Source organism: Winslowiella sp. 2C04, assembly GCF_050037805.1.
GTDB lineage: Bacteria > Pseudomonadota > Gammaproteobacteria > Enterobacterales > Enterobacteriaceae > Erwinia > Erwinia toletana_A.
Window position 1 is genome coordinate 159,418 of the sequence record NZ_CP188300.1, and the last position, 21,983, is coordinate 181,400.

Annotated in this window: 15 protein-coding genes and 1 riboswitch; of the genes, 9 read left to right on the forward strand and 6 right to left on the reverse strand. The window is 51.8% G+C overall.

Going from position 1 to position 21,983, the window contains the following annotated elements:
- Window positions 1-2 precede the first annotated feature (2 nt).
- The gene (locus ACP3TC_RS00755; protein ID WP_426817324.1) at window positions 3-1,139 is read right to left on the reverse strand and encodes an RHS repeat-associated core domain-containing protein; all 1,137 of its coding nucleotides are present in this window, start codon (window positions 1,137-1,139) and stop codon (window positions 3-5) included.
- 120 nt (window positions 1,140-1,259) lie between these two features.
- Window positions 1,260-2,093 carry a glyoxylate bypass operon transcriptional repressor IclR gene (gene iclR / locus ACP3TC_RS00760; protein WP_426817325.1) on the reverse strand — a complete coding sequence of 278 codons (834 nt, stop codon included), beginning with the start codon at window positions 2,091-2,093 and terminating at the stop codon, window positions 1,260-1,262.
- A gap of 151 nt (window positions 2,094-2,244) precedes the next feature.
- Between iclR and metH the strand changes: the two genes are divergently transcribed.
- The 3 genes from metH to ACP3TC_RS00775 all read left to right on the forward strand — a co-directional run bounded on the left by metH (window position 2,245) and on the right by ACP3TC_RS00775 (window position 9,777).
- The gene (gene metH / locus ACP3TC_RS00765; protein WP_426817326.1) at window positions 2,245-5,976 is read left to right on the forward strand and encodes a methionine synthase; all 3,732 of its coding nucleotides are present in this window, start codon (window positions 2,245-2,247) and stop codon (window positions 5,974-5,976) included.
- Between the two features lie 289 nt (window positions 5,977-6,265).
- Complete coding sequence (locus tag ACP3TC_RS00770) at window positions 6,266-7,951, forward strand: hypothetical protein (protein ID WP_426817327.1); 1,686 nt, start codon at window positions 6,266-6,268, stop codon at window positions 7,949-7,951.
- 200 nt (window positions 7,952-8,151) lie between these two features.
- The gene (locus tag ACP3TC_RS00775; RefSeq protein ID WP_313854282.1) at window positions 8,152-9,777 is read left to right on the forward strand and encodes a Na/Pi cotransporter family protein; all 1,626 of its coding nucleotides are present in this window, start codon (window positions 8,152-8,154) and stop codon (window positions 9,775-9,777) included.
- Window positions 9,778-9,825: 48 nt separating this feature from the next.
- Here ACP3TC_RS00775 and panS read toward each other — a convergent pair whose 3' ends face one another.
- Together panS and lysC are read right to left on the reverse strand one after the other, a co-directional pair.
- Window positions 9,826-10,743, reverse strand: a complete 918-nt coding sequence (gene panS / locus ACP3TC_RS00780; RefSeq protein ID WP_313854279.1) for a ketopantoate/pantoate/pantothenate transporter PanS — start codon at window positions 10,741-10,743, stop codon at window positions 9,826-9,828.
- An 86-nt stretch (window positions 10,744-10,829) separates the two neighbouring features.
- Window positions 10,830-12,185: a lysine-sensitive aspartokinase 3 gene (lysC, locus tag ACP3TC_RS00785; RefSeq protein ID WP_313854277.1), complete on the reverse strand. Its 1,356-nt coding sequence runs from the start codon at window positions 12,183-12,185 to the stop codon at window positions 10,830-10,832.
- Between the two features lie 92 nt (window positions 12,186-12,277).
- A riboswitch (Lysine riboswitch) is annotated at window positions 12,278-12,471 on the reverse strand.
- A gap of 404 nt (window positions 12,472-12,875) precedes the next feature.
- Between lysC and pgi the strand changes: the two genes are divergently transcribed.
- From pgi to psiE, 6 genes are all read left to right on the forward strand, one after another.
- Complete coding sequence (gene pgi / locus ACP3TC_RS00790) at window positions 12,876-14,525, forward strand: glucose-6-phosphate isomerase (RefSeq protein ID WP_313854276.1); 1,650 nt, start codon at window positions 12,876-12,878, stop codon at window positions 14,523-14,525.
- A 541-nt stretch (window positions 14,526-15,066) separates the two neighbouring features.
- Window positions 15,067-15,297 (forward strand): exopolysaccharide production protein YjbE, encoded by a 231-nt coding sequence (gene yjbE / locus ACP3TC_RS00795; RefSeq protein WP_313854274.1) that lies wholly within the window; start codon window positions 15,067-15,069, stop codon window positions 15,295-15,297.
- 78 nt (window positions 15,298-15,375) lie between these two features.
- Complete coding sequence (locus ACP3TC_RS00800; RefSeq protein WP_426817328.1) at window positions 15,376-16,023, forward strand: YjbF family lipoprotein; 648 nt, start codon at window positions 15,376-15,378, stop codon at window positions 16,021-16,023.
- Complete coding sequence (locus ACP3TC_RS00805) at window positions 16,020-16,763, forward strand: capsule biosynthesis GfcC D2 domain-containing protein (RefSeq protein ID WP_313854268.1); 744 nt, start codon at window positions 16,020-16,022, stop codon at window positions 16,761-16,763. Before ACP3TC_RS00800 ends, ACP3TC_RS00805 begins: the two co-directional genes overlap by 4 nt.
- Window positions 16,763-18,853 carry a YjbH domain-containing protein gene (locus ACP3TC_RS00810; RefSeq protein ID WP_313854266.1) on the forward strand — a complete coding sequence of 697 codons (2,091 nt, stop codon included), beginning with the start codon at window positions 16,763-16,765 and terminating at the stop codon, window positions 18,851-18,853. The genes ACP3TC_RS00805 and ACP3TC_RS00810 overlap by 1 nt, the downstream gene beginning before the upstream one ends.
- A 143-nt stretch (window positions 18,854-18,996) precedes the next feature.
- Window positions 18,997-19,395 (forward strand): phosphate-starvation-inducible protein PsiE, encoded by a 399-nt coding sequence (gene psiE / locus ACP3TC_RS00815; protein ID WP_052902008.1) that lies wholly within the window; start codon window positions 18,997-18,999, stop codon window positions 19,393-19,395.
- Window positions 19,396-19,489: 94 nt separating this feature from the next.
- Here psiE and malG read toward each other — a convergent pair whose 3' ends face one another.
- Together malG and malF are read right to left on the reverse strand one after the other, a co-directional pair.
- Window positions 19,490-20,380: a maltose ABC transporter permease MalG gene (gene malG, locus ACP3TC_RS00820; RefSeq protein ID WP_426817329.1), complete on the reverse strand. Its 891-nt coding sequence runs from the start codon at window positions 20,378-20,380 to the stop codon at window positions 19,490-19,492.
- A 15-nt stretch (window positions 20,381-20,395) separates the two neighbouring features.
- Window positions 20,396-21,934, reverse strand: a complete 1,539-nt coding sequence (gene malF, locus ACP3TC_RS00825; protein WP_313854263.1) for a maltose ABC transporter permease MalF — start codon at window positions 21,932-21,934, stop codon at window positions 20,396-20,398.
- Window positions 21,935-21,983: the final 49 nt, after the last annotated feature.

A 21,983-nucleotide genomic window follows, 5' to 3' on the forward strand; every position in this document is an offset into this window, starting at 1 on the left:
GGTTACAACCTCTTAAAATCTCCCGCCAGCTGGATGCCCGCAGCGTCGAAATAGACCGGTAGATAAGGATGCGTTGGCATATTTTTGATTACACTCAGCAGCTCGAATCCGTCGGCTGACTGAAGTCTGATTCTGCGGTTCATATCGGCAACCGACATTTTCATCCCGGTGGAGTAATTCTCCGATTCCAGTAGACGCAAATAAGGGCTTACCGCTTCTCTGGCGACAACTCTACCGGTATAGCCTTTGACTGGGAGGTGGCTGACTCTGGCAAATCCGGCGGCAAAACTGTTTTCACCGCCAGCAGCTGAATGGCACACTACCATTCGGGCATACTGATAATCTGCGAAGTTAACTTGCAGATTATCCCTTAAATATTCCGCAAAGGCGTGGCCGGGATAAAAATTAAGCCGATCGTCAGTGAGCATGGCATAGTCAGTGGAGTCAACCAGGAAACCATGGCCTATAACATTCAGTCGCTTGCCACCTTTATAACTATCATCAAATATTGCATTAACACATCTTACGCGCTGTCCAGCTATTATCTCATACTCAGCGGAGGAGGAGACGGGGAGCAGGTTTTCACCGCCCGCCAAAACAACCGTTGTACTGCGCGGAAAACTATCAAGCACACCTCTGCCATTAAGCACTGACGGACTGATAGCAGAGATACCGCTAAGTATGCCGCAGGCCAGTGCTACCCATCCCAGTACACCAGAAGCTTTCGGATCTTTTCCGGCGGTCAGTACACTGGCAATTCCGCCAGCATCTGCCATCACACCCGTTGCGCCCGTCATTATTGACATCACACTGGCTGAGTTTAAAGCAGCTAAAAGGCCGCCTTCTGCAGCCAGCGATATGCCGCCGGTAAAAATCGCCGCCAGTAAACCCAACACGCCGGTTCCCACACCCAGCCATGCCTGCCAGCTGGAATGGCCGCTGGGATCGGCGCGATTAATCGGGTCGCCGATGCAATAAACGTAAGCATTTATCCCGCCCGCGCCAAACGGACTAAAGTCGTCCGGGTGGCTAAAGCGCATCAGCTGCGGATGATAAGCCCGGTATCCGTTGCCGGGATGAAAACAGCCGCTGATTGGATCACGACGTTCGCCATTGTAGCTGAGCAGACAACTGTCCATGTTCTGTCCTTGTGATTAAGCGCGAAATTCCTCTTAATCAGACTGAGCGATAGGCGGTCGTCAGTGCAAGCTCAACAACATCATTGAAAACACGCTGTGCGGCGGATCTTATATCGGAGTTTAACGCCTGCCCCCGTATTCGCCGGTAATTTCCTTTGCCGCCTTAATCACCATCGCACCGATTTCGGTGACGCGGTCATCGGTGATACGGGAAATCGGACCGGAGATAGAGATGGCTGCAAAGGGCTCGCCATGCTCATCGTAAATGCAGGAGGCAACGCAGCGCAGTCCCAGCGCATGCTCTTCATCATCAAAGGCATATCCGGCTTTACGCACCTGTGCCAGATTCTCCTTCAGACTTTGCGGCGACATCAGGGTGTGTGGCGTGTAGTGATGCAGCCCTTTGCGGTGCAGCAGGTCAGTAACCTGTTGTTCGCTGAGATTGGCCAGAAACGCTTTTCCTGCCCCTGATGCATGCATCGGTAGCTTCCCGCCGATCGGCGCGGACATGCGCATCAGCTGGGTACACTGTACCTGGTCAATAATCACCGCCTGATGATCGCTTAAATCCAGCACCGCCAGGTTAACGGTTTCTCCGGACGACTCCATTAACTTACGCAGCATCGGATGCACCATCGCCAGCAGATTACGGCTCTGCAGGAAACTGCTGCCGACAACAAAGGCATGTGCGCCAATGGTCCAGTAACCCAGATCGCCAACCTGTCGTACAAAACCGAGCTGTTGCATGGTGGTCAACAGACGATGGGTGGTGGAGTTGGGCAGGCCAGATTGCTGGGCCAGTTCAGTTAATGCCACGCTGCCATGGGATTCTGCGATGGCTTCAAGCAGCTTTAATCCACGCGTCAGGGATTGCACCTGCCCGGTCGGGGCGGCAGCTGGCGTGGCAGCATTGCGGGGTTTTTTACCCCGCTTGGTCGGAACGGGCGTTGTCATATCGTGTTCCTCTTATTTTCACTATATGGAAATCATTTTCGTTCTATTGGCTAATATTGCAACGACCAGCATTCTGGTCGGAGCAGTTTGGCGGCTCAGCTGAAAATGTCTCATATACCGTTGCTTTTACCCGGTCAAAAGTTGTGCCAGTATGTCCAGCTGGCATATCAGCCAGAGAAAATACGGTGACGAGGCGAGTGTGAGTAACAGAACAGAAGCGCTGCATCAGCAGCTCGCGAAACGTATCATGGTGCTGGATGGCGGCATGGGCACGATGATCCAAAGTTATAAGCTAGAAGAAGATGACTTTCGCGGCACGCGTTTTGCTGACTGGCAAAGCGATCTGAAAGGCAATAATGATCTGCTGGTGCTCACACAGCCCGGAATTATTAGCTCCATCCATCACGGCTACCTCGAAGCGGGTGCCGATATTCTGGAAACGAATACTTTTAACTCCACCACCATTGCGATGGCGGATTACCATATGGAGTCGCTGTCGGCGGAGATTAACTTCGAGGCGGCGAAACTGGCGCGCGCGGCGGCCGATGAATGGACGGCAAAAACGCCGGATCGCCCACGCTATGTCGCCGGGGTACTGGGGCCGACCAACCGCACCTGTTCTATCTCTCCGGATGTTAACGATCCCGCTTTTCGTAACGTCACTTTTGATCAGCTGGTGGAGGCCTATCGCGAGTCAACCCGCGCGCTGGTGGAAGGCGGTTCCGACCTGATTATGATCGAAACGGTGTTTGACACCCTGAATGCCAAAGCCGCCATCTTTGCAGTACAGACCGAGTTTGAAGCATTGGGCGTCGATCTGCCGCTAATGATCTCCGGCACTATCACCGATGCATCCGGGCGCACGCTCTCCGGCCAGACTACCGAAGCGTTCTACAACTCCTTACGCCATGCGCAACCGCTGTCGTTTGGCCTGAACTGTGCACTCGGCCCGGATGAGCTGCGTCAGTATGTGGCTGAGCTTTCGCGGCTGGCGGAGTGTTATGTTACCGCACACCCTAACGCCGGTTTGCCGAATGCCTTTGGTGAGTACGATCTGGATGCCACTATTATGGCCGAACAGATTGGCGAATGGGCACAGGCCGGATTTCTTAATATTGTCGGCGGTTGCTGCGGCACTACGCCAGAACACATTGCCGCTATTGCTGCGGCGGTTGCCAATGTTCCCCCGCGTCAGCTGCCGGAAATACCGGTTGCTTGCCGTCTCTCCGGCCTTGAACCCTTAAACATCAGCGCTGAATCGCTGTTTGTTAACGTCGGTGAACGCACTAACGTCACCGGTTCAGCTAAGTTTAAGCGACTGATTAAAGAAGAAAAATATAACGAAGCGCTGGAAGTGGCGTTGCAGCAGGTGCAAAGCGGCGCGCAAATTATTGATATTAATATGGATGAGGGAATGCTCGATGCCGAAGCGGCGATGGTGCGTTTCCTAAATCTGATTGCCGGTGAACCCGACATCGCGCGGGTGCCGATTATGATCGACTCCTCGAAATGGGAAGTGATTGAGAAAGGGCTGAAATGCATTCAGGGCAAGGGCATTGTTAACTCCATCTCAATGAAAGAAGGGGTTGAAACCTTTATCCATCATGCACGGCTGGTGCGGCGCTACGGTGCAGCGGTGGTGGTGATGGCGTTTGATGAAGTCGGCCAGGCGGATACCCGCGAGCGCAAAATTGAAATCTGCCGCCGCGCCTACAAAATTCTCACCGAAGAGGTAGGATTCCCGCCGGAAGATATTATTTTTGACCCCAATATTTTCGCGGTTGCCACCGGGATTGAAGAACATAACAACTATGCGCAGGACTTTATCGGCGCATGCGCTGATATAAAGCGCGAACTGCCACATGCGATGATTTCGGGTGGCGTATCCAATGTCTCCTTCTCATTCCGCGGCAACGATCCGGTGCGTGAGGCTATTCACGCGGTATTCCTGCTCTACGCCATTCGTAACGGCATGGATATGGGCATTGTTAATGCCGGTCAGCTGGCAATCTACGATGATCTCCCGGCCGAACTGCGCGATGCAGTGGAAGATGTGGTGCTGAACCGTCGTGATGACAGTACCGAGCGATTACTGGAGCTGGCAGAGAAATATCGCGGCAGCAAATCTGATGATGAAAGTCACAAACAGCTGGCTGAATGGCGCAGCTGGGAAGTGGAAAAGCGGCTTGAATATTCGCTGGTCAAAGGCATTACCGAATTTATCGAAGCCGATACCGAAGCCGCACGCCAGAATGCTTCCCGCCCGATAGAAGTGATTGAAGGGCCGCTGATGGCCGGGATGAACGTGGTCGGCGATCTGTTTGGCGAAGGTAAAATGTTCCTGCCGCAGGTGGTTAAGTCAGCGCGCGTAATGAAACAGGCGGTGGCGTATCTGGAACCTTACATCGAAGCCAGTAAAGAGAAGGGACAGACCAACGGTAAAATCGTGCTGGCAACCGTAAAAGGTGACGTGCACGACATCGGTAAAAATATCGTCGGTGTGGTGCTGCAGTGTAATAACTACGAAATTATCGATCTCGGCGTTATGGTGCCGGGCGAGAAAATCCTGAAAACCGCGCGTGAAATGAATGCCGATATTATTGGCCTGTCCGGGCTAATTACGCCGTCGCTGGATGAAATGGTCAATGTTGCCAAAGAGATGGAACGACAGGGCTTTACCATACCGCTGCTGATTGGCGGTGCCACCACCTCGAAAGCGCATACCGCGGTTAAAATTGAGCAGAACTACAGTGGCCCAACGGTGTATGTACAGAACGCCTCACGCACCGTTGGCGTGGTGTCCGCGCTGTTATCCGCCACGCAGCATGACGACTTCGTGGCGCGCACGCGGAAAGAGTACGATACCGTGCGCATCCAGCATGCGCGCAAGAAGCCGCGCACTCCGCCGGTCACCTTGCGCGCAGCGCGTGAAAATGACTTAGCGTTTGACTGGGACAATTACACACCGCCGGTGGCACATCGTCTCGGAGTCAGTGCAGTGGAAGCCAGCATTGAGACACTGCGCCATTATATCGACTGGACGCCTTTCTTTATGACCTGGTCGCTGGCGGGCAAATATCCGCGCATTCTTGAAGATGAGGTCGTTGGCGAGGAAGCAAAACGGTTGTTTGCCGATGCTAACGCGATGCTGGACCAGTTGGATCAGCAGAAGACATTGAATCCGCGCGGTGTGGTCGGTATTTTCCCGGCGAATCGGGTAGGCGATGATATTGAAATTTATCAGGATGAATCCCGTTCACAGGTGATTCAGGTCAGCCGTCATTTACGTCAGCAGACCGAAAAAACCGGCTTTGCCAACTACTGTCTGGCTGATTTCGTTGCAGCAAAATCCACTGGTAAAGCGGACTATCTCGGTGCCTTTGCCGTTACCGGCGGGCTGGAGGAGGACGCGCTGGCGGAAGCCTTTGATGCACAGCATGATGATTACAATAAAATCATGGTGAAAGCACTGGCCGACCGTCTGGCGGAAGCCTTTGCTGAGTATCTGCATGAGCGGGTGCGTAAAGTGATCTGGGGCTACGCCGCCCATGAAAGCCTGAGCAACGAAGAGCTGATTCGCGAAAATTATCAGGGGATTCGCCCGGCTCCGGGGTATCCGGCCTGCCCGGAACATACCGAGAAAGCGACTATCTGGCAGTTACTGGATGTTGAAACGCATACCGGTATGCAACTTACCGAATCTTTTGCGATGTGGCCAGGTGCAGCGGTATCCGGGTGGTACTTCAGTCATCCTGAAAGTAAATATTTCGCCGTAGCGCAACTGCAACGCGATCAGATTGAGGATTACGCCGCGCGCAAACATATGTCGGTCAGTGAAGTGGAGCGCTGGCTGGCGCCGAACCTCGGTTATGACGCGGATTAATGCATAATAAGCGACAGGGCGGAATCTCAGCCGCCCTGACTCGCTACCCGGCTAAAAACCTTCTGCGGATGGCATCGATCCTGTTCCGCATGAAAATCTGAGCTTGATAAAATAATGGTCTTAATTACCGATAGCGAATAATAATTGACGATGATTTGGCGTTTTTTAATAAACTTTTTGTTCGCCTGAAAGATACAATATCAGCGTTTTAGGCAAGCCTTAAGTTGAAATGGCAAGTCAATTAATCTATTAATAATTCATCCCCGACTTCCCTGCGGTGAGGATTATTATGAAGGACTTTAATATCGTTTCGACGGCATTTACAATGCCAAATCTGTTAATCATCAATCAGCAGCAAACTGACGTCATTCAGCCTGTTACACAATTTATCTCGGCTGTGACCAATTCACCTCTGTTGTTTACCCTGCCTTTATCTGACGAACCCTTGATACTCTGCGGGCAACCTGTTCAGCCCAGTTGCCCGGCAGCCTTACCTGCTGCGGTGGTAAACGTCAGCAATTACAGCCTCGTCGATGAAAGATATGTTTCTCAGCCATCCACTTCCTCAGCGCAATCTTTAACAACATTGATGCCATCAGTCAGTAAGAAAAAAGCGGATGGAAGTAAATATTATAAAATGAGGAAAGTGTTTATCGAAATTAAAAGTGATGCCATGAAGTTCATTAAAGAATATGCTGATGATAAAACCTACGGCAAGATGCCAAAAGGAACCATCATTGCAGGGCTGGCTTTTAATCAGGGGATTTCGATCAAAGATAAAAATATACAGAAAAAAATCAGACTTTGGGCGTTTTGTACAAAACAGGAATTAAAATCCGGTGTGGATTATATTATTAATGAATCAAAATCATCAGCCGGAAGGCATTTTCTGTCGAAGCTGGCGACTATCAGCCATCAATCCCGACTGGTAAAAGTTGATGTTCTGACAAAAAAAATCGATGCCTTATCGCTTGTTGCCAAACGCACTAAGCCGAATGTGTCGGGCAACCAGTTTATTTCGGAAAAATCGATAAACCGATTTAGAGCGACCTCTACTTCTGAAAACCACCTGCCTGTATCACAGTATGAATTACAACTGAAAACCAGTGAGCAAAATCTTCGGCTGACCAGTAATATAATCAGTAAAATCAGCAATCTAAATAAAGAGGAGCGTGATGCGCTGTTCTGCGCGATGAAAGCTATGGCGAGTCAGGAGACGGGCAAAGCGGTAAAAATCAGTGATGTGGTGAGAGCAAGACTGATTGAGTTGAGACTGGTTGAATCCAGATTCAGATCGCCTGTTCTGACACCGGTTGGTGAAGAAGTGTTGACGATATTAATTGCTGCGGAGCAATCTGTAACCCCGTTCGGGACACGAAGGTCTCATCGGCAAGCCGAAGGACAAATCATCACCTCTGCCGGACAGCTCACTCGTTCAGAACTGGCTTATTTGCTGACAAATAAGGTTGAGACGGATAATGTTCTGCAACTGGCCAATACAGAATTGATCACCAGGCTGATTGTGCAAACTCCTTACTTCAGAAGTTTGTCAGCCTATCTGGTGGTGGCTAATACACAACACGAGGTGATTAAGGTCATCACCTGTGGTGCTGCGCTGACACCAGAAGAGGCTCTGACCTCCGCTTTACCGGCGGCGGTTATTCAGCAGGTAACTGACTCACGCTACAATGCCTATGTGACATATGGCGATAATGTCAGCGTTGAGATTCTGGATGGTGGGGGATTGAGGGTAAGTTCGGAACAGTTGTTAGCCACATCACCCGCTTCATCTCATTCGCTGGTCGATGCCGCCGCGATGGCATTAATGGGCATCGCCGCTGATACTGAACTGGGCAGGGGCGCTGATCCCAAACAATACTGCGCACTGCTGCGTGAGCAGTTGTTTGAACTGGTCTCCCAATCTGGGGAGGCGGATGCATCTGCGGGTTATGCGGAGTTTCCGGGTATCGCCTGACTAAAACAGCCGATCCAGTTACCCGATTGGTCTATACTCAATCCTGGCCACCTTGCGTAAAGTTGCATGTAAAATAAGCAAAAATAGTGCTATTCACTAAAACAGGCGCAGGGATGGCGGATGCATTCATGCGCTGCTCTTTCGCGTCAGGCAGGCAGTGCGTGTGGTTTTTAAGCCTGGCGTGAAAGGAGTACATATCGTTGTTAACCCTGCTTAATTTACTTTCTGCCATCGCTTTGCTGGTATGGGGCACGCATATCGTGCGTACTGGTATTATGCGTGTCTACGGTGCGGACTTGCGCCGTGTGCTTAGCCGCGGCGTCGAGAAAAAACCGATGGCGTTCCTCGCTGGCATTGGCGTTACTGCGCTGGTGCAGAGCAGTAATGCCACCACCTTGCTGGTGACCTCATTTGTCGCTCAACAGCTAATGGGGCTGACGCCAGCGCTGGTGGTCGTGCTCGGTGCCGATGTCGGTACCGCATTAATGGCGCGCGTACTGACTTTTGACCTTTCATGGCTGTCACCGCTGCTGATCTTTTTTGGTGTGGTGTTTTTCCTTGGCCGCAAACAGTCGCGCGCCGGGCAATTAGGCCGTGTCGGCATTGGTCTTGGGCTTATCCTGCTGGCATTGCAGCTGATCGTCGAAGCCGCGCGGCCGATTACCCAGGCTTCCGGCGTGCAGGTGATTTTCTCCTCACTGACCGGCGATATTATGCTGGATGCGCTGATTGGTGCGGTATTTGCGATCATCAGCTACTCAAGCCTGGCAGCGGTGTTGATCACCGCGACCCTGACGGCCACCGGTGTAATCTCTTTCCAGGTGGCGCTCTGTCTGGTCGTTGGTGCCAATCTTGGCAGCGGCCTGCTGGCGATGCTGAATAACAGTGGTTCCAACGCTGCCGGTAAGCGGGTCGCACTCGGCAGTCTGCTGTTCAAATTTATCGGTTGTCTGGCCGTGCTGCCGTTTATCCATGTACTGGCCACCTGGCTGGACAAACTGCCGATCAATGATGAAGAGGTGGTGATTTTTTTCCACGTGTTCTACAACCTGATTCGTTGTCTGGTAATGGTGCCCTTTGCCGCACCGATGGCCAAACTCTGTGAGCGGTTAATCCGTGACGACCCGGAAACCGATCTGCGGCTGAAACCACGCCATCTTGATACCAGCGCGCTGGATACGCCGGCATTAGCACTGGCTAACGCCGCCCGTGAGACGCTGCGTATGGGGGATGTGCTGGAGCAGATGATGACCAGCTTCAGTAAAGTGGTGCATGGTGCACCGCGTGAAGATCGCGAAGTTCGCAAGTTGGATGACGATGTTGACGTGTTATACACCGCGATCAAACTCTACCTGGCGCGTATGCCAAAAGAGGATCTGGCGGAAGAGGATTCGCGTCGCTGGGCAGAAATTATCGAGATGGCGCTAAACCTTGAGCAGGCGGGCGATATTATCGAAAGGATGAGCGGTGACGTAGCGGATAAGTCGCTGGCGGCGCGTCGGGCATTTTCACCGGAAGGCGTGGCAGAGCTTGAAACATTGCAGGAACAGTTGCTGAATAATTTGCGGCTGGCGCTGTCAGTATTTTTATCGCGTGATATCACCAGCGCCAAGCGCCTGCGCCGCGGTAAGCACCGTTTCCGCATTACCAACCGCCGCTATTCCCATGCACATGTTGAGCGACTGCATCAGCAGAATGTGCAGAGCATCGAAACCAGTTCACTGCACCTGGGGCTGCTTGGTGATATGAAGCGTCTGAACTCACTGTTTTGTGCGGTGGCGTATAGCGTGCTGGAACAGCCGGATGACGATCGGGATAATGAATAGTCGTGGATAGTTAATGTTAACGGCGGCGTATTCGCCGCCGTTAAACGATTATTTTTTCTTAATCTGTTTGCCAGACCAGTAACCGGCCAGCAGCGAACCGGACAGGTTGTGCCAGACCGAGAATAGCGCGCCAGGCAGCGCGGCCAGCGGTGAGAAGTACAGCTTACCCAGCGTTGCTGCCAGCCCGGAATTCTGCATGCCCACTTCCAGCGCCAGTGTTCGACAGGTGGACTCATCGAAACCAAACAGCTTGCCGCCCCAGTAACCGCCCAGCAGCCCAATGGCGTTATGCAGAATCACTGCCGCGATGACCATCAAACCGACTGAACCAATAAAGCCCTGGCTACCGGCAACTACCGCACTGATAATCAGCAAAATACACACCATCGAAAACGCCGGAAGATACGGCTCAACGCGTTTCACCACGCTATTCATTGAGTGATGAATAATCAGACCAAGGCTGATGGGGATCACGACGATTTTCACGATGCTGAGCAACATGCCGACCACATCGACTTCAATATGGGTATCAACATAAAAGCGCGTTAGCAGCGGGGTGGCAAACACGCCAACCAGTGCCGAAACTGATGAGATGGTCACCGACAGCGCCACATCGCCTTTCGCCAGATAAATCATCACATTCGATGCGGTGCCGCTGGCAACGCTGCCGACGAGTATCATTCCGGCAGAAAGATCCGGTGGCATATGGAACAGTTTTGCCAGCCCCCATGCCGCCAGCGGCATCACCAGATAGTGTAAAAAGGTGCCGGCAATCACCGGTGCCGGGCGAGTCAGTACCCGCTTGAAGTCGCCGATATTCAGCGTTACGCCCATACCAAACATAATCAGCATTAATAACCAGCTGACCCACGGGCCAATGCCGAGAAAAGTGGTAGGGGTGTAATAAGCAGCGACAGAGAGCAGGACTGCCCACAGCGGGAACAGTCGGGTAATTTTGGCGAGCATAGCAGGCTTCCTTGTTGCCCGTCATACTTCAGATCGCCGGCGAGTTAACGGCGCCTGCGATCTGAATGATTCAGGGGGGAAATAAGTTATTCGAATAAATTGTGATGCAGGGTGCGAACCACCTGTTCTGCATCGTTACCCGGAACCAGGAAGCAGAGATTATAGCTGCTGGCACCGTAGCAGATCAGACGCAGGTTGAAAGGTTCGAGCACGCCGAATACCTCTTTTCCTACGCCACACGCCTGCGACAATTTGTTGCCGATAATCGCTACCAGCGCCAGGTTCTCTTCGACTTCTACCCGGCACAGCGAAGAGAGTTCGGTCAGCAGTGCCTGAGATAACAGGCTGTCGCCGCTGGAGGTTGAACCGGTGGTATCCAGCGTCAGCGCCACGCTCACTTCTGAGGTGGTAATCAGATCCACCGACATATTATGGCGGGCAAGAATATTAAACACTTCGGCAAGGAAGCCGCGTGCATGCAGCATATTCAGGCTGTGCAGCGTCAGCAGCGTTTGCTTACGACGCAGTGCCAGCGCGCGGAACAGCGGCGGATTTTCACTCTGGTTGCACACCATGGTGCCACCGGCAGCCGGATCTTTGCTGGAGCCGACAAACACCGGAATATCGCTACGAACTGCTGGCAGCAGAGTGGCCGGATGCAGCACTTTCGCGCCAAAGGTCGCCATTTCAGCGGCCTCTTCGAAGGTGATTTCATCGATACGTTTTGCCGTAGGCACCACGCGTGGATCGGTGGTGTAAATCCCTGGCACATCCGTCCAGATATCAATACGTTTCGCCCGCAGCGCTTCGCCCAGCAATGCCGCAGTATAGTCGCTGCCGCCACGACCCAGCGTAGTGGTGCGGCCTTTACTTTCACTGCCGATAAAGCCCTGGGTAACGATCAGCGCTTCTTCGACGCGCGGCTGCAACTGGCTGACGGCCAGTTCTGCCAGCTCGGCCATATCCGGCTCGGCGCGACCAAAACGGTCGTTGGTACGCATCACTTTACGCACGTCAAACCATTCTGCGGCAACACTGCGTTCACGCAGAATTTCAACAAACAGCAGGGTAGACATTAACTCGCCGTGGCTGACCAGTTCATCGGTCAGGGCGGTTGAGGTAGCCAGCGCAGCGGCTTCAGACAGCATGGCGATATTTTCGATCATGCGGTCGATCTCTTCGCGAATCACTTCCGGCTGCTTCAGGCAATCAATGATTGCATACTGAATGCGGCGGATTTCGTCCAGCTGGCAGACGCGCTGTTCTGCTTCCTGGCCTTCAGCCAGGGAAACCAGCAGATTGGTGATGCCGGCAGAGGCAGAAAGTACCACTAAACGCACATTGGCATCAGACAGCACCACGTCGGCGCTGCGGTTCATAGCCGCAAAATCGGCAACGCTGGTACCGCCAAATTTCGCAACAATAAGAGTAGGTTGGAACATTAAATTGACTACCTCGTGTCAGGATAAATCATCAGGCTTGGCACAAGGTAAGAGCGGGATACGGGGCAGACGTAGAAAGGAATGACTACGATACACCCAGAAGCGCCCCACCTTGCAGATCGTCCGACTGCCGAACGGTCCTGGTGACAACCCAGGGGATTCAGCCCCTGCAGTCGATATCTTACACTCCGTATGTAAGATATCTCGGCGTCGCACCCCCTTGTGTGCCTTCATCGGATTCGGTTCCTCCGACACACTACCTGGGCGACGCGCCTCTTCTGGCTTGCGCACACGTGCGCAAGTAGTTGCTTAGAAATATCGGTTTCTGGCTTCGCTGTCAACGTTTGGCGGATGATCAATTTTCATTTAATCGTTTGATGTCAGCGCACAAGCAATCAAGCGTTACGTCAGGCTGAGGCTTAAAGTGAGTAAATGACGGCAGGGTTAATGACGCAGCACAATGCGTTAAGGGTTTTGACGCCGCAAGATAACGCCATAATTTTTTGCCTTTCTTCAGCAACCATAGTCATACTGAAAAGCTGTGCGGGAATCATTATCGCAGCCTGAATTACGAGCAGTTCCGGAAATGATAGCCGTAACCTGTTGCAGGAAAAGGGAAGTTGGTTCCTGGTAACGGGTAAGATGGCATCCGGTCTGAATTACGGTTCTTAAATAAAAAAGAGTGTTGTTATGAAAAATATCAATCCGACACAAACCGCTGCCTGGCAAGCGCTGCAGCAGCATTTTGAACAGATGAAAGATGTCCAGATCGCCGATCTTTTTGCCAAAGATGGCGATCGTTTTGCGAAATTCTCTGCCACCTTTGACGATCAGATGCTGGTGGATTTCTCAAAAAACCGTATTACCAGTGAAACCCTCGATAAGCTTCAGGCGCTGGCAAAAGAGACCGATCTGCAAGGCGCGATCAAATCGATGTTTGCCGGTGAGAAAATTAACCGCACCGAAGAGCGTGCGGTTTTGCACGTGGCGCTGCGTAACCGCAGCAACACGCCAATTCTGGTAGACGGTAAAGACGTTATGCCAGAAGTGAATGCGGTGCTGGCGAAGATGAAAGGCTTCTCAGAGCGCATTATCAGCGGCGAATGGAAAGGCTATACCGGCAAGCCAATTACCGATGTGGTTAACATTGGTATCGGTGGTTCTGACCTGGGACCTTTTATGGTGACTGAGGCGCTGCGCCCGTATAAAAATCACCTGAATATGCATTTTGTTTCTAACGTTGACGGCACTCATATTGCTGAAACGCTGAAGAACGTTAATCCAGAAACCACGCTGTTCCTGGTGGCTTCGAAAACCTTCACCACTCAGGAAACCATGACTAACGCCCACAGCGCGCGCGACTGGTTCCTGCAAACTGCCGGTGATGAACAACACGTGGCAAAACACTTTGCTGCGCTCTCCACCAACGCCAAAGCGGTGGGCGAGTTCGGCATCGACACCAACAATATGTTCGAATTCTGGGATTGGGTCGGTGGCCGCTATTCGCTGTGGTCGGCGATTGGCCTGTCGATCATCCTGTCAGTCGGCTATGACAACTTTGAGCAGTTGCTGAGCGGCGCGCACGCGATGGATAAACACTTCGCTGAAACGCCAGCGGAGAAAAACCTGCCGGTGCTGCTGGCGTTGATTGGCATCTGGTACAACAATTTCTTTGGTGCTGAGACCGAAGCGATTCTGCCTTACGATCAGTATATGCATCGCTTTGCTGCCTATTTCCAGCAGGGCAATATGGAGTCCAACGGTAAGTATGTTGACCGCAATGGCACGCCAGTCAATTATCAGACTGGCCCAATCATCTGGGGTGAGCCAGGTACCAACGGTCAGCATGCGTTCTACCAGCTGATTCACCAGGGCACCAAGCTGATCCCTTGTGATTTTATCGCGCCGGCAATCAGTCATAATCCGCTCAGCGATCATCACGCAAAACTGCTGTCGAACTTCTTTGCCCAGACCGAAGCGCTGGCGTTTGGTAAGTCGCGTGAAGTGGTGGAAAAAGAGTTTGCTGATGCCGGTAAAGATGCGCAGTCTGTAGAGCATGTGGCACCTTTCAAAGTGTTTGAAGGTAACCGCCCGACCAACTCAATTTTGCTGCGTGATATCACCCCATTCAGCCTCGGTGCGCTGATTGCGTTGTATGAGCATAAAATCTTCACTCAGGGTGCCATCCTCAATATCTTTACTTTCGATCAGTGGGGCGTGGAGCTGGGTAAACAGCTGGCTAACCGTATTCTGCCTGAGCTGGGTGGAGAAGAAGCGATTAACAGCCATGACAGCTCAACCAATGGTCTAATTAATCGCTATAAATCCTGGCGTAAATAATTGTTAAGTGGCCAGCCTGTCTGGCCCATTAATAAGTTCAGTATTTCGTCCTGAAATACTGAACTTATGCGATCTGGTTGGCATTTTCAGAGGTTAAAACTGGCAGAATGATGAAAATCGTCCTCAGTTTATTCTGAAAAAACTGCGTAATTGCGGTATTTAATGCAAGATTAATCTGAAACAATCGCGCAGAAAAAGCGACTTTTTCTGATGTTTTCACAATCTAACGTATTAATTTTTAAGTTAAATTTAAGTTCTTCCTGCTAATCCTTCCACTTTTCCTCGTTTCGGCAATAAATCAGATTCATTCAGATGAAAATCCTGCCATATGTTTAATTTTTGTAATTTTATATGGTCAATTTGCGATGAAATATCTCAAATTGTTAATTAAAGCTGTATTGCTGTCATTTCGACCTGTTAATGCACGCCATTTTAGCCGCGGTTCGGCCACTAATTTCTGGCATTTGGTTGCCCTATACTCACAAGTCCCGGAATCCATCCGGGCCTGTTATCCATTCATCTGATGAAGGGAATGTTAGTTATGAAAAAAATATTATGTGCTACTGCAGCCGTAATGTACTTCGCAGCCGCATCTGCCGCGTTCGCCGCGCCAGGTGATGCCGCAGGTGACAATGCCAATACAATGTCATCTGGTGACTCTACGGCAGTTGGTCTTGGTGCAGTGGGTGCGCTGTTAGGTATTGCTCTGATCGCCTCTGATGGTGACAGCTCTAATACCGGTACCACTACCACCACGAGCACAACGCGTTAAGTTGGCTTAATTAAACATAACCACACAGCCGTGTGGTTATTTTTTGACTTTGTCGGAATTAAGTACAGGGATACACAGGTGCGACATATTCCATTACTGCTTCTCTGCCTGTTGCTTCAGGCTTGTACCCAGACTCAGCTGGGCGTTGGCGAATCCCTAAAAAGAGCCGTGACCGGCAGCGATGACGTTACGCTTACTAATGAAAAAATCCAGTCACTGCCTTATGCCAGCATGTATCTGCGAATTGATGGCGGACAGCGTATTTTCGTGGTGCTGGGCTATAACGAAAATGGCGAACAGAAATGGGTCACTCAGGATAAAGCGATGCTGGTTACCCGTCACGGACGCGTAGTCAGAACCCTTGGCTTGCCGGACAACCTGAAAGATATCAACAATCTGCAACAAGATCCGCTGGCTAATCCTCTGAACATTGCCAATGGCGCAAGCTGGACACGTACCCTGAGCTGGACCGAAAAAGGCCAGTTGCGTTCGGGCACCGCCGTTTCACGTTTTACTCGTGAAAAAGATCAGCTGCTGAGCATTGCTGGCGAGCAGGTTACCTGCCGGGTTTATCGTGAATCGATAGAGATCGCGGCTAATGGTGCATCGTGGGAAAACATCTTCTGGGTTGATGCCATTTCGGGCCAGGTCCGCCAGACCAGCCAGTCGGCAGGCGCTGACTCTATTCATGTTGAAACCACCATCCTGAAGCCGGCTAAATCATGAAAAAAACCACATTATTTCTCGCAGGCATCTGTTCATGCCTGTCTATTAGCGCCAACGCGGATAGCCAGGTAAGTGTTTACTATCCTGGGAAAAAAGAGATCTCAATCGTCAGTCATGCGGCGAATCTGTCGCAGTTAGTGGCCAGCCCTGCACTGCAGGGAAAAACCTGGTGGCCAGGTACGGTGATTAGCGACAAGCTGGCGACTGCCGTAGCGGAACAACAGTATCAGCAGCTGATGGCGCGCCTGAAAGGCTATGCCGCGCAAAGCTCAGGCGAAAAAGCGGCGGCAATTAATAACGTCATTCAGCAGCTGTCAGCCATTAAGGTGACTGGCCGCCTGCCAGCTAACCTCGATCCGGACTGGCTGCGTATGCGCCCGGAACTGAATCGTCGTCTGGAAGGTGAATACAGCGTCTATACCCTGCCAAAGCCCAACTCAGTGACCTTGTTCGGTGCTATTACCGGCAGTGGCAAAGTCAGCTGGCAGCCGGGCGGCGATACGCGCGATTATCTTGACGGACACGATCGTCTGGACGGCGCAGATCGCAATATCGCCGTGGTGATTGCACCTTCGGGTGACGTTACCGAGGCTCCGGTCGCTTACTGGAACCATCGCTATGTTGAAGTCGAACCGGGCTCGATTATCTATATTGGTTTCTCTTCCTGGTCGCTGCCCGCTGCCTATAAAGACCTGAATCAACAAATCATTTCTGTACTGACGCACCGGATCCCTGACTGATGAAAAAACGTTATCTTCTCAGCTTCTTATCCATTTCGATTGCCTGCGCCTGTCAGGCCCAGGCGGCCATCAAGCCCGATCCGGTTGGGCCATCACAGTCAGATTTCGGTGGTGTCGGCCTGATGCAGGTGCCGACTGCGCGTATGTCGAAAGAGGGTGAGTTTAGCCTTAACTACCGCTGGAACGATCAATACCGTTTTTACTCCTCTTCCGTTCAGCTGTTCTCCTGGCTGGAAGCGACAATTCGTTACACCGACGTCAGAACCCGTCTCTACAGTGGAGTCCAGGAGTTCAGTGGCAATCAAAGCTATAAAGATAAAGCGTTTGATCTGAAACTGCGCCTGTGGAATGAGGGATACTGGCTGCCGGAAGTGGCAATTGGTACGCGCGATCTCGGCGGTACCGGCCTGTTTGACAGTGAATATCTGGTAGCGAGTAAAGCCTGGGGCCCGCTTGATTTTACCCTCGGCTTTGCCTGGGGTTATCTTGGTAACAGCGGCACGGTAAAAAATCCGTTTTGTGAAGCCAGCGATAAATACTGTACCCGGAGTAATGGCGGCTCGACCGGCTCGATTGACGCCGACAACATGTTCCGTGGCCCGTCGGCGCTGTTTGGCGGCGTAGAGTATCAGACGCCCTGGCAGCCGCTGCGCCTGAAAGCAGAGTATGAAGGCAATGATTATCAGGGTGACTTTGCCGGTAAGCTGAGACAGAGCAGTAAGGTCAACGTCGGTGCGATTTACCGCATTACCGACTGGGCCGATGTTAATGTCAGCTATGAGCGCGGTAATACGCTGATGGCGGGCTTGACCCTGCGCACCAACTTCAACGACCTGCGTCAGCCAAAGATCGACACGCCAAAACCGGCTTATCGGCCAAATCCGCAGTCGGAGTTTTTGCAAACGACAGTGGCGGGATCCCAACTCAGTGACCTGAAATATAACGCTGGCCTGGATGCACCGAATATCCAGATGAAAGGCAATACCCTGTACGTTACCGGTGAGCAGTATAAATATCGCGATACTCAGGAAGGCGTCGATCGCGCCAACCGTATCATGATGAATAATCTGCCGCAGAACGTCGATACGTTGAAAGTGACGCAAACGCGTTACAACATGCCGCAAGTTACCACCGTGACTAAAGTAGACAGCCTGCGTGAGCAGTTGGAAGGTTATCCGCTGGGTCATGAGAAAACGTTGGATCAGCAGCGCGTTAACCCGGTTGATCCGGGTAAAACCGAGCAGGGTTACTATATCGAAAAAGACAGCCTGAACTACAGCCTGTCGCCGATACTGAACCAGTCATTTGGTGGCCCGGAAAGTTTCTACATGTATCAGGTTGGCGTGATGGGTAACGCCGATTACTGGTTAACCGACCATTTAATGGTTGGGGGCGGGCTGTTTGCTAACATCGCCAATAACTACAATAAATTCAATTACACCAATCCGCCGAATGACTCCAAACTGCCGCGTGTGCGTACTCACGTGCGTGAATATGTGCAGAATGACGTTTACATTAATAACCTGCAGGCCAACTACTTACAGTACCTGGGTAACGGTTTCTATGGCCAGGTATACGGTGGTTATCTGGAGACGATGTTCGGTGGTGCCGGTGCGGAAGTCCTTTATCGTCCGCTGGATTCCAGCTGGGCAGTCGGTGTTGATGCCAATTACGTGAAGCAACGTGACTGGGATAACATGATGAAGTTCACCGATTATAAAGCGCCAACCGGTCATTTAACCGGTTACTGGCAGCCGCAGTTTATGGATGGTGTACTGGTGAAAGTCAGCGTTGGTCAGTATCTGGCAAAAGATAAAGGCGGCACCGTCGATATTTCGAAACAGTTCGACAGCGGTATCACTGTCGGTAGCTATGTCAGCCTGACTAACGTATCCAAAGAAGAGTATGGCGAGGGTGACTTCACCAAAGGTTTCTATATCTCTATTCCAATGGATCTGTTCAGCGTGAATCCGGTACGCGGTCGTGCGCAGGTCAACTGGACCCCGCTGACGCGTGATGGTGGTCAGATGCTGGGTCGTAAGTACCAGCTGTATAATATGACCAGTGACAGAGATATTAACTTCCGTTAATTGCACTGACTTCGGGGCGGCACTTTGTCGCCCTGATTAATTTTTATCCTCCCTATACGATAACTTGTGATCTTCGTCACACTAAAGCATATTGTTGACCTCGGCCTGTGCCGACTAATAACAATAATGTTGAGGGTGTGAACATGATTACCGGAACGCGTATTGCACAAGCGCTGCAGATGGTGTTAAACATCGGCTTGCTGGTGCTTGGCGTCATTTTGATTATCTTTTTGGGTAAGGAAACCATTCACTTAGCCAATGTGCTGCTGAATACTGGCGAACAGGCATCGTCCTATCTGCTGATTGAAGGCATCGTCATCTATTTTCTCTATTTTGAGTTTATCGCGCTGATTGTGAAGTATTTTCAGTCGGGTTATCACTTCCCGCTGCGCTACTTTGTCTATATCGGTATCACTGCGATTATTCGTCTGATTATTGTCGACCATAAGAACCCGTTTGATACGCTGGCTTACTCAGGGGCAATCCTGATCCTGGTGGTCACGCTGTGGTTGGCGAACAGTAATCGTCTGAAGCGCGAATAAAAAAAAGGCGGCCTGATGGCCGCCGAAAACACAGGGACTTGCAATGGCAATGACTAACAGTGGCAATGACTAACAGTGGCAATAATAGAGAAATTTAGCCCTTCACCCCGCCGGCGGTTAAGCCATTAACCAGCCAGCGCTGTGCCAGCAGGAAGACGAGAGTGATTGGCAGGGCAGAGAGCACCGCAGCCGCGGCGAAATCCCCCCACAAATAGTTCTGCGGATTCAGATATTGCTGCATGCCCACCGCCAGCGTGTAGCTGTTGACGTCACGCAGCAGCAGCGAGGCGACCGGTACTTCGGTCACGGCGGCAATAAACGACAGAATAAACACAACGGCTAAAATCGGCACCGACAGCGGCAGCAGAATCAGGCGGAATGCCTGCCACGGCGTTGCGCCATCCAGCGCTGCCGCTTCTTCCAGCGAACCATCAATCGTTTCAAAATAGCCTTTAATCGTCCAGACATGCAGCGCGATACCACCGAGGTAGGCGAATATCAGCCCGGCGTGGGTATTCAGCCCGATAAACGGGATGTACTGACCGAGACGATCAAACAAGGCATAGAGTGCGACCAGCGACAGTACTGCCGGGAACATTTGAAAAATCAGCATTCCTTTTAACAGGCTGGATTTGCCGCGAAAACGCATACGGGCAAAGGCGTAGGCACAGGTGGTCGACAGCGCCACAATGCCAATGGCGGTAATCGCCGCTACCTTCACTGAATTCCATAACCACAACAGCACCGGGAACGGCGGCGGTGTTACGCTACCGTTTTCATGGGTAACCGAAAAGCCCAGCGCCAGCTTCCAGTGATCCCACGAGATATGGTCGGGCAGCAGGCTGCCAATCGAGTAGTTGCCGGGACGCAGCGAAATCGCCAACACCATTAGCAGCGGATACATAATCAGCGCGATAAAACTTAGCAGCAGCAGGTGAGTAAACAGTAGCCGCAGCTTTTGAGATTTCGGTTGTACGATAGCCATAAACGTTACTCCTTACTAAATCTTCATCCGCGTGGCTTTCAGGTTGAGAATAGCGAGACCGCCAACCAACAGGAAAATCAGCGTGGCAATGGCTGCCGCCAGGCCAAAGTCTTGTCCACCACCGCCTTCAAAGGCGATGCGCCAGGTGTAGCTGACCAGCAAATCGGTATATCCGGCTGGCGTGGTGGTGCCGAGACGATCCGGGCCACCATTGGTAAGTAACTGAATAAGAACGAAGTTATTAAAGTTAAAAGCAAAACTGGCGATCATCAACGGCGTCAGCGGTTTGATCAGCAGCGGCAAGGTGATGCGGAAGAAATTCTGCATTGGCGTAGCGCCATCCATTGCCGAGGCTTCATACAAATCTTCAGGAATCGCTTTGAGCAGGCCCATACAGAGAATCATCATGTAAGGGTAGCCCAGCCAGGTATTTACAATAATCAGCATGCTACGCGCCAACGTCGGGTCGCTAAACCATGCGGGTTTAAGCCCGAACAGGTTATGCAGCATCACGTTGATTTCGCCAAAGCTCTGGTTAAATAATCCTTTGAAAATCAGTATTGAAATAAATGCCGGCACCGCATAGGGCAGAATCAACAGTAGACGGTAGACCGCGCGTCCTTTCAGCGACTCCCACTGCATCAGGCAGGCGAGTACCATGCCAACGGCGACCGTCAGAAATACCGTGATGGCGGAGAACACCACCGTCCAGACAAAGATGGCCATAAAGGGCTTTTTGATCCCTTCGTCGGTCATCACCCGCAGAAAGTTTTTCCAGCCCACCGTCACGGTATATCCCGGACTGAGCTTTTCCGTGGTCCATTGCTGGGCTGCATCTTTAGTCTGATAGAAGCCGCTGTCGTCGTTTGGCCACCACACTACGCCGGTTTGCTTGTCGGTCAGACTGCCGTTTTCGGCGAGGGTATACAGCGGCTGAGTGCCGGAGAACTGACGCAGTGAACTCATGCGTACCTTGCTGCCATCGGGCAACACGGCAGTGAGTAAGCCCAGCGCCTGACGGTTTTGCGTCACGATCCGCAGCATGGCTTTTTCACCATCAGGTGGAGTCTGGCTTTTAGTGAGTGTGAGTGTTTGCTCACTTTTTGTATCAAAGCTGAAGGGAGGCGATACTAACTGGCTGTTATCCGCGTCGTTTAGCGCCAGAATCCATTGATTACCCTGTGGATAAAGGCTGAAATTATATCCGGCACCGGCCTGAAACTGGCGGTCCATTAATACCTGTTGCGCCCGCTCAAAGGTGAGCTGATTGGTGCTGCTGTAGTTGGTAAAGGCGATAGCGATAGTGCAGGCCAGTGGAAACAGGACAAACAGCCCCATACCGGCAAGGCCCGGGTAAACATAGCGCCAGGCGGAAGCGCGACGCTGGGCGAAAATGGCCAGCCCGACGCTCAGCAGTACCAGAGTCAGAATAGCGAACAGATATTCACCCTGCACATACATCAGGACGACCAGATAGCCAGATAACAGGGTACAGAGGGCAAGAACCAGCCACTTCAGGGCGTCATGCTGCCACCACAATGCAGATTTTGCCATTTAACATTCCTTTTGCTGGAGGATACGGGCGGAAAACGGAGCGGCTTCT

What these genes read in the sequence shown, in the direction of transcription:
- ACP3TC_RS00755 (WP_426817324.1), bottom strand. Translation starts at nt 1,139, where the DNA reads ATGGACAGTTGTCTGCTCAGCTACAATGGCGAACGTCGTGATCCAATC.
- iclR (WP_426817325.1), bottom strand. Translation starts at nt 2,093, where the DNA reads ATGACAACGCCCGTTCCGACCAAGCGGGGTAAAAAACCCCGCAATGCT.
- metH (WP_426817326.1), top strand. Translation starts at nt 2,245, where the DNA reads ATGTCCAGCTGGCATATCAGCCAGAGAAAATACGGTGACGAGGCGAGT.
- ACP3TC_RS00770 (WP_426817327.1), top strand. Translation starts at nt 6,266, where the DNA reads ATGAAGGACTTTAATATCGTTTCGACGGCATTTACAATGCCAAATCTG.
- panS (WP_313854279.1), bottom strand. Translation starts at nt 10,743, where the DNA reads ATGCTCGCCAAAATTACCCGACTGTTCCCGCTGTGGGCAGTCCTGCTC.
- lysC (WP_313854277.1), bottom strand. Translation starts at nt 12,185, where the DNA reads ATGTTCCAACCTACTCTTATTGTTGCGAAATTTGGCGGTACCAGCGTT.
- pgi (WP_313854276.1), top strand. Translation starts at nt 12,876, where the DNA reads ATGAAAAATATCAATCCGACACAAACCGCTGCCTGGCAAGCGCTGCAG.
- yjbE (WP_313854274.1), top strand. Translation starts at nt 15,067, where the DNA reads ATGAAAAAAATATTATGTGCTACTGCAGCCGTAATGTACTTCGCAGCC.
- ACP3TC_RS00805 (WP_313854268.1), top strand. Translation starts at nt 16,020, where the DNA reads ATGAAAAAAACCACATTATTTCTCGCAGGCATCTGTTCATGCCTGTCT.
- ACP3TC_RS00810 (WP_313854266.1), top strand. Translation starts at nt 16,763, where the DNA reads ATGAAAAAACGTTATCTTCTCAGCTTCTTATCCATTTCGATTGCCTGC.
- psiE (WP_052902008.1), top strand. Translation starts at nt 18,997, where the DNA reads ATGATTACCGGAACGCGTATTGCACAAGCGCTGCAGATGGTGTTAAAC.
- malG (WP_426817329.1), bottom strand. Translation starts at nt 20,380, where the DNA reads ATGGCTATCGTACAACCGAAATCTCAAAAGCTGCGGCTACTGTTTACT.
- malF (WP_313854263.1), bottom strand. Translation starts at nt 21,934, where the DNA reads ATGGCAAAATCTGCATTGTGGTGGCAGCATGACGCCCTGAAGTGGCTG.